Annotated in this window: 14 protein-coding genes; 7 read left to right on the forward strand and 7 right to left on the reverse strand. The window is 54.9% G+C overall.

Annotation, left to right across the window (positions count from 1 at the left end; genetic code table 11):
• Positions 1-56 precede the first annotated feature (56 nt).
• Positions 57-575, forward strand: a complete 519-nt coding sequence (gene sodC, locus IM313_RS00950) for a superoxide dismutase [Cu-Zn] SodC (RefSeq protein ID WP_028012900.1) — start codon at positions 57-59, stop codon at positions 573-575.
• On the opposite strand, the gene IM313_RS00955 is transcribed toward sodC, so the two are convergent.
• Genes IM313_RS00955 through IM313_RS00965 form a run of 3 tightly spaced genes read right to left on the reverse strand, consistent with a single transcriptional unit; the run spans position 554 to position 3,686 of the window.
• Complete coding sequence (locus tag IM313_RS00955) at positions 554-2,587, reverse strand: FUSC family protein (protein WP_041910337.1); 2,034 nt, start codon at positions 2,585-2,587, stop codon at positions 554-556. The two genes, sodC and IM313_RS00955, sit on opposite strands and share 22 nt — an antisense overlap.
• Positions 2,587-3,447, reverse strand: a complete 861-nt coding sequence (locus IM313_RS00960) for an HlyD family secretion protein (RefSeq protein ID WP_049000858.1) — start codon at positions 3,445-3,447, stop codon at positions 2,587-2,589. Before IM313_RS00960 ends, IM313_RS00955 begins: the two co-directional genes overlap by 1 nt.
• 2 nt (positions 3,448-3,449) lie before the next feature.
• A complete protein-coding gene (locus tag IM313_RS00965; RefSeq protein WP_028012903.1) occupies positions 3,450-3,686 on the reverse strand; it encodes a DUF1656 domain-containing protein in 237 nt (78 codons plus the stop codon).
• 186 nt (positions 3,687-3,872) lie between these two features.
• Between IM313_RS00965 and slyA the strand changes: the two genes are divergently transcribed.
• A complete protein-coding gene (gene slyA / locus IM313_RS00970; protein ID WP_028012904.1) occupies positions 3,873-4,313 on the forward strand; it encodes a transcriptional regulator SlyA in 441 nt (146 codons plus the stop codon).
• Between the two features lie 37 nt (positions 4,314-4,350).
• Here slyA and IM313_RS00975 read toward each other — a convergent pair whose 3' ends face one another.
• Together IM313_RS00975 and slyB are read right to left on the reverse strand one after the other, a co-directional pair.
• The gene (locus IM313_RS00975; protein WP_049000860.1) at positions 4,351-5,712 is read right to left on the reverse strand and encodes a GGDEF domain-containing protein; all 1,362 of its coding nucleotides are present in this window, start codon (positions 5,710-5,712) and stop codon (positions 4,351-4,353) included.
• A gap of 196 nt (positions 5,713-5,908) precedes the next feature.
• Entirely contained in the window at positions 5,909-6,376 is a 468-nt protein-coding gene (gene slyB / locus IM313_RS00980; protein WP_028012906.1) for an outer membrane lipoprotein SlyB, read from the reverse strand.
• A gap of 255 nt (positions 6,377-6,631) precedes the next feature.
• Here slyB and anmK point away from each other — a divergent pair, with 255 nt between their 5' ends.
• The 5 genes from anmK to pdxY all read left to right on the forward strand — a co-directional run bounded on the left by anmK (position 6,632) and on the right by pdxY (position 11,214).
• Entirely contained in the window at positions 6,632-7,756 is a 1,125-nt protein-coding gene (anmK, locus tag IM313_RS00985) for an anhydro-N-acetylmuramic acid kinase (RefSeq protein ID WP_192970972.1), read from the forward strand.
• Between the two features lie 93 nt (positions 7,757-7,849).
• The gene (mliC, locus tag IM313_RS00990) at positions 7,850-8,173 is read left to right on the forward strand and encodes a C-type lysozyme inhibitor (RefSeq protein WP_192970973.1); all 324 of its coding nucleotides are present in this window, start codon (positions 7,850-7,852) and stop codon (positions 8,171-8,173) included.
• A 57-nt stretch (positions 8,174-8,230) separates the two neighbouring features.
• Positions 8,231-8,887 (forward strand): pyridoxamine 5'-phosphate oxidase, encoded by a 657-nt coding sequence (pdxH, locus tag IM313_RS00995; RefSeq protein ID WP_049000865.1) that lies wholly within the window; start codon positions 8,231-8,233, stop codon positions 8,885-8,887.
• Positions 8,888-9,012: 125 nt separating this feature from the next.
• Complete coding sequence (tyrS, locus tag IM313_RS01000; RefSeq protein WP_028012910.1) at positions 9,013-10,287, forward strand: tyrosine--tRNA ligase; 1,275 nt, start codon at positions 9,013-9,015, stop codon at positions 10,285-10,287.
• 66 nt (positions 10,288-10,353) lie between these two features.
• Positions 10,354-11,214 carry a pyridoxal kinase PdxY gene (gene pdxY / locus IM313_RS01005; RefSeq protein WP_048956288.1) on the forward strand — a complete coding sequence of 287 codons (861 nt, stop codon included), beginning with the start codon at positions 10,354-10,356 and terminating at the stop codon, positions 11,212-11,214.
• Positions 11,215-11,274: 60 nt separating this feature from the next.
• Here the strand turns inward: pdxY and gstA are convergent, their stop codons facing one another.
• Together gstA and dtpA are read right to left on the reverse strand one after the other, a co-directional pair.
• Positions 11,275-11,880, reverse strand: a complete 606-nt coding sequence (gene gstA, locus IM313_RS01010) for a glutathione transferase GstA (protein WP_028012912.1) — start codon at positions 11,878-11,880, stop codon at positions 11,275-11,277.
• 105 nt (positions 11,881-11,985) lie between these two features.
• The gene (gene dtpA, locus IM313_RS01015; RefSeq protein WP_028012913.1) at positions 11,986-13,494 is read right to left on the reverse strand and encodes a dipeptide/tripeptide permease DtpA; all 1,509 of its coding nucleotides are present in this window, start codon (positions 13,492-13,494) and stop codon (positions 11,986-11,988) included.
• Positions 13,495-13,687: the final 193 nt, after the last annotated feature.

Consider the following 13,687-nt stretch of genomic DNA (forward strand, 5'->3'; position numbering starts at 1 on the left):
GAAATCTGTGCCCCTGGTATACACTTAAGGGGCAAAAAATAACCAGCGGAGGTCATATGAAGCGTTTTACTCTGGCATTGGTCACGCTGGTTGTTTGCGCAGGGGCGCAGGCAGCCAGCGACGAAGTAGAAATGAATCTCGTCACCTCACAGGGTGTGGGTCAGTCCATCGGGACGGTGAAAATCACCGAGACCGATAAAGGGCTGGAATTCGCACCCGATCTTAAAGCACTCCCGCCGGGCGAACACGGCTTCCATGTTCATGCCAAAGGGAGCTGTCAGCCAGCCATGAAAGAGGGTAAACCGTCGGCAGCGGAAGCAGCAGGGGGCCACCTCGACCCGCAGAATTCAGGTAAACATGAAGGGCCTGAAGGTATGGGACACCTGGGCGACTTGCCGGTGCTGGTGGTAAACAATGACGGTAAAGCCACGGATCCGGTCGTGGCCCCGCGGCTGAAAAAGCTGGATGAGGTCAAAGGCAAAGCGCTGATGATCCATGTGGGCGGCGATAACATGTCCGATCAGCCTAAACCGCTTGGCGGCGGCGGGGCGCGCTATGCCTGCGGCGTAATCTGATCCCCAATCGTTCCTGGCGGGGGCGCCTGTTCCAGCTGCGACAGCGAGCAGTGCAGGCGCCAGATTATCGAGGCCAAATCGCGGGCTGCGGGAAGATGATGCCGGGCAAGGGTGTCGCAGATCCGCTGCAGTTCAGCCAGCGTGGCCTCCAGAGGCCGCTGCTGAACGCCGCGCTCGCTCATCACATCGCGTAGCAGAGAGATACACACATCACGTACCTGCGACAGCGGATCGGAGCGCGTTTCCCATGCGCGAAGCTGCCAGACCACGTGCGAGCAGTTCAACAGCACCACCCCCCAGCGCAGCAGCCAGCGTCGGGACAGCGCGTCCTGGCTGTTATTTAACTGGCTAACGTGGTGATAAACCAGCGATTCATACTCGCTTTCTTGCAGATGCGGCTTGCGGCTGAGCTGGTCGACAAACCCTCTGCGCAATTCACGGATATGTCGACGGCTTTTGCGTGCGTCAGAGCCGGGACGCAACACCGCGAAGGCCAGCCACGCCAGCCCGACGCCAAGGATCTTTGCCAGGTTGTCATTCAGAAAAGCGGCGTAATCATACACAGGCGGATTCGTCACGGAGATAAACGAGCCCATAAAGACAATCAGCTGCCCCCACAGACCCGCCAGTTTCGGCATTTGCAGCTTAAGGAGCTGCATCGTAGTTAACAGCGGAAACAGGAACAGCAGAAACTGCCAGAGATCGCTTATCTGCACCATCAGGCCAAACTTCACCACAAAACTGAACAGTGATAGCAAAACAAGCGTTCGCAGCAGCAGCGTAAGCGAGTTAAACGGCGAGGCCGCGACGGAGTAAAGCACGCAGCTGATAGCGGCAAGCGTTAACGCCGCAGAACCTGACTCCCACTGCGTGGTAATGCTCCACGCCCCCACCAGCATCAGTGCGCTGAAGGTGCGAAAACCGCTCCACAGCGCTTCCAGATAATCGGTGTGACGTGCGAGAGCCGGGCTGCCGGGAACGGCGAACTCCGTGACCGGGGTAGCATTCTCAACCGCCTTAATCCAGCGGCTGCTGCGCAGGTATAGCCGACAAAAGTAATTCAGCCGCTGCCAGAAGGCGCGATGGCGATAATCAAACTCATCCACCGGGGCGAGCGGGGCGATAATCTTCGCGACGGTATAGATGTCCGCATCCGGTCGCGCGAGCGCCGCGAGCAGGGTTTCGATTACCGCGCGAGTGTTTTCTGGCGGTGTCGGCCAGTTGAGCAGCATTCGGCGCAGGCTGGAGATAGCGCTGGTCATGCGCAGCTGCTGGTGCAGCAAATAGTTAAGCAGCGTGTTCTGACGGCGAAAACGGTAATGGCTCCAGAACGCCTGAATTCGCAACAGATTCATGGTCAGGATCTGCCCGATAACCTTTTCATGCGCGAGGCGGATGTCATCGCTTGTATCCGGTTGCCACAGCAGGCTCGCATGTTCCAGCAGCCGGGTATGCATGGTTTTCAGCGCAGTGATAAGCGCAGTGCCGTCAGAGGTGCTGGGCAGGATCATCATCATAAATCCGCCGCAGAGGATCCCGACAATGACTTCGCAGACGCGCGCCTGTGCGATATCCCATAGCTCGGTGGTGTCGAGCACGTTGACGACCGGGAAGGCGATAATGGCGGCGGTATAGCCCGCCAGCTGGAAAGCATAGGCCACGTTATTGGTGAAATGGGCGCAGGCCCAGGTACAGCAACCCAGCCATGCCGCCATGCTCAGCAGGAACAGCCACGGATCGTTCAGCGTGTGGCCCGCAATAATTAACGCCGCGGTGGCGCCCAGCAGGCTACCTGCGATACGGCCAAGGCTTTTGCTGATCACCCCGCCAACGGTGGGGAAGCTTACCACCGCCGCGGAGGTCATCGCCCAGTAGGGTTCATCCAGGTTCAGATAATAGGCGACAGTCAGCGCCAGGCACATGGCAATGCCGTTACGCAGCGCGTAGCGCCACTGGGGGCGCGTCGCTTTCATCCACGGCGTGTTTTGCCAGGAGAGCGCCTGCAGCTTCATTAACGGGTTCCGATAGAGACAGTGCAGGTGGTGCCGGAAACCAGCGTGATGTCCTCGGGTAAACGGTCAAACTCCACGCGCACAGGAACGCGTTGAGCCAGGCGCACCCACGGTACGTTCGGCTTGATGTCCGGCACCAGCCCGGAATCCGTTTCAACGCTTTGATCGTAAATGGCGCGGCCAATGCTGGAAACGTGACCCTGTAACTTTTGCGGGCCACTATACAGCGTTATGGCGGCGGGTGCGCCTTCATGGATATGACGAAGCTTGGTCTCTTCGAAATAGCCCACGACGTAGAACGAGTGGCTGTCGACGAGCGCAAAAACCGGCTGACCGGCGGTGGCATAATTTCCCACCCGGGCGGAGAGGTTGGTCACCCATCCGTCGACGGGGGCGGTGACCACGGTTTGGGTTAACTCCCACTGCGCCTGCTTCAGCGTGGCCTCAGCCACGTTGACGCTTGCCTGCATGGCCTTGACGTTAATATTGGCGGTATCTAAATCTTCCGCGGAGATATAGTTTTTCGACAGGTGACGGCGGCGATTGGCCTCATTATTGGCCTTTGCAAGGTCAGACTGGGCTTTTGCCAGCTGCGCCTGGGCGTTCAGAATCGCAATGTGATACGGGGTGTCGTCGATGCGGAATAACACCTCTCCCTTTTTAACGTACTGGTTATCCTTAACCAGCAGCGTTGTGATACTTCCCGAGACCTGGGGGGTGATGCTGACCTGCTCAGCGCGAACTTTGCCATCACGGGTCCAGGGGGACTGCATATAATAATTCCACAACCACCATCCAGCAGCCAGGGCGAGGACAAGAACGAACAGGGTGGAAAAGTACTTCAGCGTTTTCAGAGGCATATTCACCACACGATCAGAACAGCAAGGCCCAGGCATACGGAGAGGGCAAACAGGGAGAGATCCATCAGCATGGGGTGCCAGATTTCGCCGGAGTACATCCAGTCGCGAAGCAGGCGATGCGCGATGAGCCAGAGAACAAAGCCCACCAGCACGGCTTTAAACAGGGGAGGAAAGTAGACTGACGCACCGAAGATCAGGTCCTGAAGGGGTAAACCTTCTGAGCGATGAAAAAAGATCACAGGCAGAAATCCTTTGCAGTGAACAGAATGCCGCGTTGGCTTGTCTGAGTATGAAGAAGCATCATAATTCAGTGTAAGTCATACTTTTGAGTCCGATGAATGCAGTATTGCATTTGTTTTGCCAATACAAATGCTGCACACTATTCTAAAATCAGTATAATAACTTAGCAAGCTAATTATAAGGAGATGAAATTGGAATCGCCATTAGGTTCTGATCTGGCAAGGTTGGTACGCGTCTGGCGTGCTCTGATTGACCATCGCCTGAAACCTCTGGAACTGACGCAGACGCATTGGGTCACGTTGCACAACATTCATCAGCTGCCGCCCGACCAGTCGCAAATTCAACTGGCTAAAGCGATAGGCATTGAGCAACCGTCGCTGGTGCGCACGCTTGACCAACTGGAAGAGAAGGGACTGATCTCCCGGCAAACCTGCGCCAGCGATCGTCGCGCCAAGCGCATTAAGCTGACGGAGAAAGCGGCGCCTATCATCACTGAAATGGAAGCGGTGATCACCAAAACGCGCGGTGAAATCCTTTCAGGGGTTTCACCGACGGAGCTGGAAATGCTCATCAGCCTCATTGCGCGCCTTGAGCAAAACATTCACGAGCTACAGTCTCGCGACTGACCAGACAACACGGCCTTGCATCTGCAAGGCCTTGTTTTTACTTAAAGACAACGACGCGGTTACGGCCCGTCTCTTTCGCTTCATACATCGCCTTATCGGCACTTTCCACGCACGCTTCTGCGCTTACCGACGAAGAGGTTGCCGTAAACACCCCCATGCTGATGGTAATCGGCTCTGGTAACTGACCCTCGCTGCTAATTTTATCAAAACCGCTTAGCTTCAACCGAATGCGCTCCGCCACCTGATATGCGTCTTCTGCGGAGGTGTTTGCCAGCATCAGGACAAACTCTTCGCCGCCGATTCGCGCTGCGATATCCTGCGGACGTACGGAGTCCATCAGCAGATTGGCGACAAACTGCAGGACTTTATCTCCCTGCAGGTGACCGTAGTTGTCGTTGATACGCTTGAAACGATCGAGATCGCTGACGATAACCGAAACCGGGCGGCTGGGTTTGGCGATGCCCAGCGCCTGGTTTAACGATTCATAAAAATAGCTGCGGTTATAAAGGCGCGTGAGCGGATCGCGAATCGAATTTTGATACGACTGCTGATACTTCAAATGGGAGTCACGATACAACCTGAAGACATCATAGAGCAGCACAAAAATAATAATCAGCGTCGCGACGGTTTCAAATAATCGAGCACGATACCAGGATATATCTTCTGCATGTCCGCCTACCAACAGCATAGCGAGCGTGACGACATAGCAGACACACAGAAAATTACCGCCTACCCAGAACAGATTACGCACGCGCGTAATAAACATCAGCGTGGCTAGTGTCACGACCCAGAAAACGATTAATGAAATATTAATGCTGTGGCTCCAGAGAACCATAAACTGCCGCGTTTCATTATCAACCAGATCGAGGGATAAAAACGGGGAATGGCTGGAATACATCCAGGCCAGAATCACCATACATGCGGTAAAAAGAAATGAACCGCTAACGATGATGATATGCGCCAGCCGTGAAAGGGGCAGATTGCGCGTGGGATAAAGTAATGCCGAAACGATCATCAGCACCGCCATTAAGAGGTGGCGGAACATATAGTAGATCATCGCATCGTTGTAGTTCACAACGTTGAATTGATAGAGATCCAGCCACGCCGGAAAGCTGGTCAATGTTCCGACCATCAGCAAGGCCGAACCGGCAAAGGCAAATGAGATGGCAATCAGATAGAGCCGCCGCTTATCACACCAGTATTTCATCGCCATAAAACAGGCAATAAACAGGTGAAACACGAGTAAAAAAATGGTGAGTGTGGGGAACAAAAGAGGCGAAAAGGACGGAACCCAGTCAACCAGTTTTGAAAATAAAGCCTGTAATATTCCGATGACGACAAAGCAACCGAAACAGAACGAGATATAACGACCTTTTACAGAACGACTATTCGCAAGCATATAAAGTTTTACAAATTAAAATAATTATGAAGAGATGATTGCGAAGAGTTTAATCAATTAGCACGCTAAATACTTTGCGCAGAAACAATATATGGCGCGTTTAATAATGTGTGTGGTGAATATATTTTGTAAATATATTTGTGGGGGTGATATATATTGTTAATGGATGTGGCCTGATGACCACATCCATTTTTAATTAACGCGGAGAAACGGTAACCTGGCTGCCGTTGCTCGCCAGCACGACGCGTTGACCCGCAGAGAAGCGGGTGTTGCCCTGCTTCTGAACAACCATAATGGTGCTGCCGTCGTCTTTACGAATTTCCAGCTCTACACCCTGGGTTTTGTTCATCGCGCCCTGAACGCCCTGACCCGCGACACCACCCGCTACAGCGCCCGCTGCGGTTGCCAGAGAACGGCCCGTGCCGCCGCCAACGGTATTACCCAGGAAACCACCCAGTACAGCACCGCCGATTGCGCCCATCACGTTGTTTTCATCACCACCCTGAATTTGTACAGGACGGGCGTTAACAACGGTACCGTAAGTCACGCTCTGAACCTGTTTTGCTTCAGAAGCGCTGTAAACGTCGCCAGACAGCGAGCTGTCGTTCACACAGCCAGCCAGGGTTAAACCAATCAGCGAAACGCCCAGTACACGTACAATCATTTGAATCTCCTGTTCACCAAAAACGCCCATCTGGAGGCATCCGTTATGGCTAAATTATATGGCATAAAGAGCCATAGTTCATATCTTTGCACTAACAATAAGAAAATTGTACTTGAATTTGACTTAACGAGACATAAACAGGAGCCACTCGCCATACCGGCAAGACATTGTTAAAAAATATTATCGTCGGATGGCAAAGGAGCGCTGTTTATGGTTGAGTGGATATCCTTAGCCCACGCAACGTAAGGAAAGCGCATGAAATCGGGTCGCTACATTGGTGTGATGTCGGGCACCAGTCTGGATGGGGTAGATGTCGTTCTGGCCGCCATTGACGAACATATGGTGGCACAGCAGGCGAGCCTGACCTGGCCAATCCCCCTTTCGCTAAAAGAGGACATTCTGAGCATCTGTCAGGGGCAGCAGTTAACCCTCTCCCAGCTTGGTCAACTTGATGTTCGGCTGGGGGCGCTGTTTGCGGATGCGGTGCAGGCGTTAATGCAAAAAGAACATCTTCGTCCCCAGGATGTGGTCGCCATCGGGTGTCACGGACAAACCGTCTGGCATGAGCCGACTGGCGACGCGCCGCATACGTTGCAAATCGGCGATAACAACCAGATTGTGGCGAAGACGGGCGTAACGGTCGTCGGGGATTTTCGTCGCCGCGATATTGCCCTTGGCGGACAGGGCGCACCGCTGGTGCCCGCGTTTCATCAGGCACTACTGGCGCACCCTTCAGAACGCCGCATGGTGCTCAACATAGGCGGGATTGCTAACCTCTCGATGCTTATTCCGGGGCAGCCCGTTCGCGGCTACGATACCGGCCCGGGAAATATGTTAATGGATGCCTGGATCTGGCGGCAGTGCGGTCAACCGTATGATAAAAACGCCGAGTGGGCGAGTGAGGGGAAAGTGGTTCTCCCGCTGCTGCAGTCCATGCTCAGCGACCCTTATTTTGCTTTACCGGCGCCGAAAAGCACGGGACGAGAATACTTTAACTTTGGCTGGCTCGAGCGCCAGCTTGCGCTGTTCCCGGCACTCGCCCCGCAGGACGTCCAGGCGACGCTTGCCGAATTAACGGCCGTGTCGATCTCTGAGCAAGTGCTGCTCAGCGGCGGCTGCGAACGCCTGCTGGTGTGCGGCGGGGGAAGCCGAAACCCGCTGGTGATGGCACGTCTTGCCGGGCTGCTGCCGGGCACCGAGGTGACGACGACGGACGAGGCCGGCATCAGCGGGGATGATATGGAAGCGCTGGCTTTCGCCTGGCTTGCCTGGCGCACCATCGCCGGGCTGCCAGGGAATTTGCCGTCGGTAACCGGCGCGCGCGAGGCCAGCGTCCTCGGGGCGATTTTCCCTGCAAATCCTCGTCATAATCAGAGTTAACTGAAATTCAGCGCGGCGGCTCGTCGTTAGAATGGAATAAAACAGGGGGGCAGCCATGCCCTCCAGGACCAGGAAAGTCTTCGGAATACGCCCATGAAAAAACTTCTTCTTATTGCCGCGCCTTTATTGCTTTCAGGATGCACCGTCTATAACCAGTTCCTTGAGCGCATGCAGACCGATACGCTGGAGTATCGCTGCGATGAAAAACCGCTGACCGTGAAGCTGAATAACCCGCGTCAGGAAGCCAGCTTCGTTTACGATAACAAGCTGCTAACCCTTAAACAGGGTATCTCGGCCTCCGGGGCGCGTTATTCGGACGGCATCTATGTCTTCTGGTCGAAAGGCGACAGCGCCATGGTCTACAAACGCGACCGCATTGTGCTGAACAACTGCCAGCTTGAAAATCCGAAGCGTTGAGATTTTTACAGGGGCGGCGCACAATAGCGCCACCCAATCTCAAGATCAGCTAACGCCATGTCAGATAACGACGAACTGCAGCAAATTGCGCATCTGCGCCGTGAATACACCAAAGGCGGCCTGCGTCGCCAGGATCTTCCCGCTGAACCCCTCGTGCTTTTTGAGCGCTGGCTGAAACAGGCCTGCGACGCGAAGCTGGCCGACCCAACGGCCATGGTCGTCGCGACGGTAGATGAACACGGTCAACCGTATCAGCGCATCGTCTTGCTTAAGCATTACGACGAGAAAGGGCTGGTGTTCTATACCAATCTGGGTAGCCGCAAGGCGCACCACTTAGAAAACAACCCGCGCATCAGCCTGCTGTTCCCGTGGCATATGCTTGAACGTCAGGTGATGGTCACCGGTAAAGCGGAACGTCTCTCGACCCTTGAGGTGGTGAAGTATTTCCACAGCCGCCCGCGCGACAGCCAGATTGGCGCCTGGGTATCAAAACAGTCCAGCCGGATCTCTGCCCGCGGCGTGCTGGAAAGTAAATTCCTGGAGCTGAAACAGAAGTTCCAGCAGGGGGAAATTCCGCTGCCGAGCTTCTGGGGCGGCTTCCGCATTCCGATTGAGCAGATGGAATTCTGGCAGGGCGGTGAGCATCGCCTGCATGACCGCTTTTTATACCAGCGCGAGAATGGCGGCTGGAAAATCGACAGACTGGCCCCGTAATCCCCGAAATTTGTTGATTTAAGCGCTAGCGTACACCGCGCTTGCGCTTTATTCTATGGTCCTTTCGCATCAGGCGAAAAGTCGTGTACCGGCAAAGGTGCAGTCGTTTATACATGGAGAATTTGATGGCAAGCAGTAACTTGATTAAACAATTGCAAGAGCGGGGCCTCGTGGCCCAGGTGACGGACGAGGAAGCGTTAGCAGAGCGACTGGCGCAAGGCCCGATCGCGCTCTATTGCGGCTTCGATCCCACCGCTGACAGCTTGCATTTGGGGCATCTTGTTCCATTGTTATGCCTGAAACGCTTCCAGATGGCGGGCCATAAGCCTGTTGCCCTGGTGGGCGGCGCGACCGGTCTGATTGGTGACCCGAGCTTTAAAGCCGCGGAGCGTAAGCTGAACACCGAAGATACCGTGCAGGAGTGGGTGGATAAGATCCGCAAACAGGTTGCACCGTTCCTCGACTTCAACTGTGGTGATAACTCTGCCATTGCTGCTAACAACTACGACTGGTTTGGCGGTATGAACGTGCTGACCTTCCTGCGTGACATCGGCAAGCACTTCTCTGTTAACCAGATGATTAACAAAGAAGCGGTCAAGCAGCGTCTGAACCGTGACGATCAGGGTATCTCCTTTACCGAGTTCTCCTACAACCTGCTGCAGGGCTATGACTTTGCCTGCCTGAACAAGCTGCACGGCGTCTCTCTGCAGATCGGCGGCTCTGACCAGTGGGGGAACATCACCTCCGGTATCGACCTGACCCGTCGTCTGCATCAGAACCAGGTCTTCGGCCTGACCGTTCCACTGATCACCAAAGCAGACGGCACCAAATTCGGTAAAACCGAAGGCGGCGCGGTATGGCTCGATCCGAAGAAAACCAGCCCGTACAAATTCTATCAGTTCTGGATCAACACGGCGGATGCCGATGTTTACCGCTTCCTGAAGTTCTTCACCTTCATGGACATTGCAGAGATCAATGCGCTGGAAGAGGAAGATAAGAACAGCGGTAAAGCGCCGCGTGCCCAGTACGTGCTGGCGGACGAAGTGACCAAACTGGTTCATGGTGAAGAGGGCCTGGCCGCGGCAAAACGCATCACCGCAAGCCTGTTCAACGGTACGCTGAGCGATCTGAGCGAAGCGGACTTCGAACAGCTGGCGCAGGACGGCGTGCCGATGGTTGAGATGGAGAAAGGAGCTGACCTGATGCAGGCGCTGGTGGACTCTGAGCTCCAGCCTTCCCGTGGTCAGGCGCGTAAAACCATCGCCTCCAACGCTATCACCATCAACGGTGAAAAGCAGGCTGATCCGGAATACACCTTCGTCGACGGCGATCGTCTGTATGGCCGCTACACGCTGCTGCGCCGCGGTAAGAAAAACTACTGTCTGGTCTGCTGGAAGTAAGTAAAAGTCTCGAGGGGCGTGGGAAACCACGCCCTTTTTGTTTGTTCAGGGTTTGGTAAGAAAAAGATGAAGAACATCCTCGCCATTCAGTCCCACGTTGTCTTTGGACATGCTGGCAATAGCGCAGCGGAATTCCCGATGCGCCGCCTCGGTGCCAACGTCTGGCCTCTCAATACCGTGCAGTTCTCTAACCACACGCAATACGGCAAATGGACAGGCTGCGTGATGCCGCCTTCGCATCTCACAGAGGTTGTGCAGGGTATTGCGGATATCGACCAGCTCAAGCGCTGCGACGCCGTTCTGAGCGGCTACCTCGGCTCAGCGGAGCAGGGGGAACACATCCTTGGCATCGTGCGTCAGGTGAAAGCGGCAAACCCGGCGGCAAAATATTTCTGCGACCCCGTCATGGGACACCCGGAGAAAGGCTGCATTGTGGCGCCTGGCGTAGCGGAATTTCACGTTCGCCATGCGCTGCCCGCCAGCGATATCATTGCGCCCAACCTGATTGAGCTGGAGATCCTCTGCGAGCATCCGGTTAACAGCGTAGAAGAGGCTGTACGCGCGTCTCGCGAGCTGATAGCTCAGGGGCCGGAGATTGTGCTGGTAAAACATCTCGCCCGCGCAGGGCTGACCCAGGAGCGTTTTGAGATGCTGCTGGTGACGAAAGATGACGCATGGCATATCAGCCGTCCGCTGGTGGATTTCGGCACGCGTCAGCCGGTGGGCGTGGGTGATGTGACCAGCGGGCTACTGCTGGTGAAACTGTTGCAGGGTGCAACGGTGAGAGACGCGCTGGAGCACGTGACGGCAGCGGTGTACGAAATCATGATTGCGACGAAACAGATGCAGGAATATGAACTGCAGGTGGTCGCGGCACAGGATCGTATCGCGAAGCCGGAGCACTATTTCAGCGCCACACGGCTATAATCGTTCAGAGTTCGTAGGCCGGGTGAGCGTCAGCGCCACCCGGCAACACAGACGGCTCGCTTAATTCAACCCTTCCGCTTTTAGCGCCGCGGCCACCGCTGGACGCTCCGCCACGCGCGCCATATACGATGCGATGTGGTCCAACCCTTCCAGGTTCAGCTTAACCGCACGCGCCCAGCGCAGTACGGTAAACAGGTACGCGTCGGCAATGGTGAAGCGTGAACCACAAATCCACTGATCGTCTTTCAGCGATTCGTTAACATACTGCAGCTTTTTCTCCAGCAGAGCTCGCACGGTCGGCTTGTACTCTTCCGGCGTATCCGGGCGGAAGAGGGGGGTAAAACCTTTGTGCAGCTCGGTGGCGATATAGTTCAACCACTCCAGCGTTTTATAACGTGCGACGCTGCCGGTAGGGGCAAGGAGCTGGCGATCCGGTACGTTGTCCGCCAGGAATTGCATAATCGCCACGCCTTCGGTCAGCAGAGTTCCGTCATCCAACAGCAGGGCCGGAACCTGCCCTTTTGGGTTAATCGCAAAAAAGTCATCCCCGTTTTCCAGGCGCTTTTTCATCAGATCAACGCCATCCAGCGTGAAATCTTTGCCGCTCTCGCGCAGGGTGATATGGGAAGCAAGAGAGCACGCGCCCGGTTTGTAGAACAGTTTCATCGGTAACTCCTTTTTGCTGAGGTTTCAGCTATGTTAGTGCGCGAAGGGACAAAAAAAAAGCCGCTAATCTCTTAGCGGCTTCTGTTCTGTCGTTTCTCTCAAATATCACGCGGTAGCGGTTTTGTTCGCTTCCGCCGTCTTGTCGTCGTCCTGAGTCATTCGATTCAGTTTCGGCGCTGTCAGCAGCATCAGCGCCGCGATAACCGCCGTAGCGATACCAATCTGCATGAACACGGTACCGTAGACGTTCAGGGAGAGCAGCGGATCGGTCACGTTTTCTGGCACAGCCATCAGGTTTGCGATCTTACCGGCGATGATCGCCGCACCGGCAGTGGTCAGGAACCAGCTACCCATAATGAAGCCCATCAGACGCTGTGGAACCAGCTGTGCAACCATCGCCAGACCCAGACCGGAGATCATCAGTTCGCCGATAGACTGCAGCGCGTAGCTCAGGATCAGCCAGTTAACGGACACGATACCGGCGTCGGACGCAAACTTTGTCCCCAGCGGCAGCACCAGGAACGCACCAGAACAGAGCACCATACCCACCGCGAACTTGTGCGGCATTGGCAGACGATCGCCCATCTTGTTATAGATTGCGGCCAGAATCGGGGAACCGATCATGATCCAGAATGGGTTCAGCGCCTGGAACTGCTCGGGTTCGAATGCGATACCCAGGATAGAGTGCTCAACGTTACGAATAGCGAAGAAGTTCAGAGAGGTTGGCATCTGGCTGTACAGCACGAAGAAGATAATCGCTTCCAGCATCAGAATGAACGCCACAATCATCTTACGACGGGCTGCACCCTTCATAGCGAACGCTTCTTTCGCGAAGATGACCACGATGCCCAGCGCAACTACGCCCAGAACGGCACGAGCGATACCCTGGTTGTGCAGCAGCCAGGTGGCGATCGCCGCCAGGACGACAACGCCCACGATGGTAGCCAGCAGCTTGCCCATGTGGACAGGCTCGAAGTCAGGTTTTGAACCGTAGTCTTTCACCCAGTTGCGGCAGAACAGGAAGTTTACCACGGTGATCAGCATACCCACGAAGCTCAGCGCAAACGCCACGCTCCAGCCGAATTTCGCGGCCAGCCATGGGGTTGCCAGCATGGAAAAGAAGGAACCGATGTTGATGGACATGTAGTACATGGTAAATGCACCGTCCAGACGTGGGTCATCTTTGCTGTAGCAGGTTGAGAGCAGGGAAGACGGGTTCGCTTTGAACAGGCCGTTACCCACGGCGATGGTTGCCATGCCCATGTAGACCACAGCCGCATCATGTCCTGACCATGCAACCAGACCATAGCCAATAGCCAGAACAATGGCACCCAGCATAATGACGCGCTTAGTACCGAGAACTTTATCACCCAGCCAGCCGCCGATAGCAACCAGACCGTAAACGAGGGCACTAAAGGAGGAGAACAGCGTGATGGAATCGGCTTCGGACATACCCAGCTGTTTAACCAGGTAAACCGCCATGATCCCTTGCAGGCCGTAGTAACCAAAACGCTCCCATAACTCGATAGAGAAGATGAGATAAAACGCTTTCGGTTGTTTAAAAGCGTTCAGACTCACGCTTTCATCTGTTGGTTTATTGTTTGCAGTCGACACATATACCTCTTTTTTTACATCCCATATTAACGGGGGTGTTCATAGCGTGATGGCCGTAGCCCATCCGCCTTATAGTTATATTGGGAGGAGAAACGGCGGGTAATGTTCACTATCCTGCCCCGTCTGGCAATACGTTTGTAATAATCTGTTACATATATCTTGAACGGTATAATTGTCGGTTTCTACAAATGTT

It is taken from the genome of Enterobacter cloacae complex sp. P2B, from assembly GCF_014895985.1.
Taxonomy (GTDB): domain Bacteria; phylum Pseudomonadota; class Gammaproteobacteria; order Enterobacterales; family Enterobacteriaceae; genus Enterobacter; species Enterobacter bugandensis.

Excerpts from the sequence above, each read along its gene's own strand:
- sodC (WP_028012900.1), top strand. The coding sequence starts at position 57 with ATGAAGCGTTTTACTCTGGCATTGGTCACGCTGGTTGTTTGCGCAGGG.
- IM313_RS00955 (WP_041910337.1), bottom strand. The coding sequence starts at position 2,587 with ATGAAGCTGCAGGCGCTCTCCTGGCAAAACACGCCGTGGATGAAAGCG.
- IM313_RS00960 (WP_049000858.1), bottom strand. The coding sequence starts at position 3,447 with ATGCCTCTGAAAACGCTGAAGTACTTTTCCACCCTGTTCGTTCTTGTC.
- slyA (WP_028012904.1), top strand. The coding sequence starts at position 3,873 with ATGAAATTGGAATCGCCATTAGGTTCTGATCTGGCAAGGTTGGTACGC.
- IM313_RS00975 (WP_049000860.1), bottom strand. The coding sequence starts at position 5,712 with ATGCTTGCGAATAGTCGTTCTGTAAAAGGTCGTTATATCTCGTTCTGT.
- slyB (WP_028012906.1), bottom strand. The coding sequence starts at position 6,376 with ATGATTGTACGTGTACTGGGCGTTTCGCTGATTGGTTTAACCCTGGCT.
- anmK (WP_192970972.1), top strand. The coding sequence starts at position 6,632 with ATGAAATCGGGTCGCTACATTGGTGTGATGTCGGGCACCAGTCTGGAT.
- mliC (WP_192970973.1), top strand. The coding sequence starts at position 7,850 with ATGAAAAAACTTCTTCTTATTGCCGCGCCTTTATTGCTTTCAGGATGC.
- pdxH (WP_049000865.1), top strand. The coding sequence starts at position 8,231 with ATGTCAGATAACGACGAACTGCAGCAAATTGCGCATCTGCGCCGTGAA.
- tyrS (WP_028012910.1), top strand. The coding sequence starts at position 9,013 with ATGGCAAGCAGTAACTTGATTAAACAATTGCAAGAGCGGGGCCTCGTG.
- pdxY (WP_048956288.1), top strand. The coding sequence starts at position 10,354 with ATGAAGAACATCCTCGCCATTCAGTCCCACGTTGTCTTTGGACATGCT.
- gstA (WP_028012912.1), bottom strand. The coding sequence starts at position 11,880 with ATGAAACTGTTCTACAAACCGGGCGCGTGCTCTCTTGCTTCCCATATC.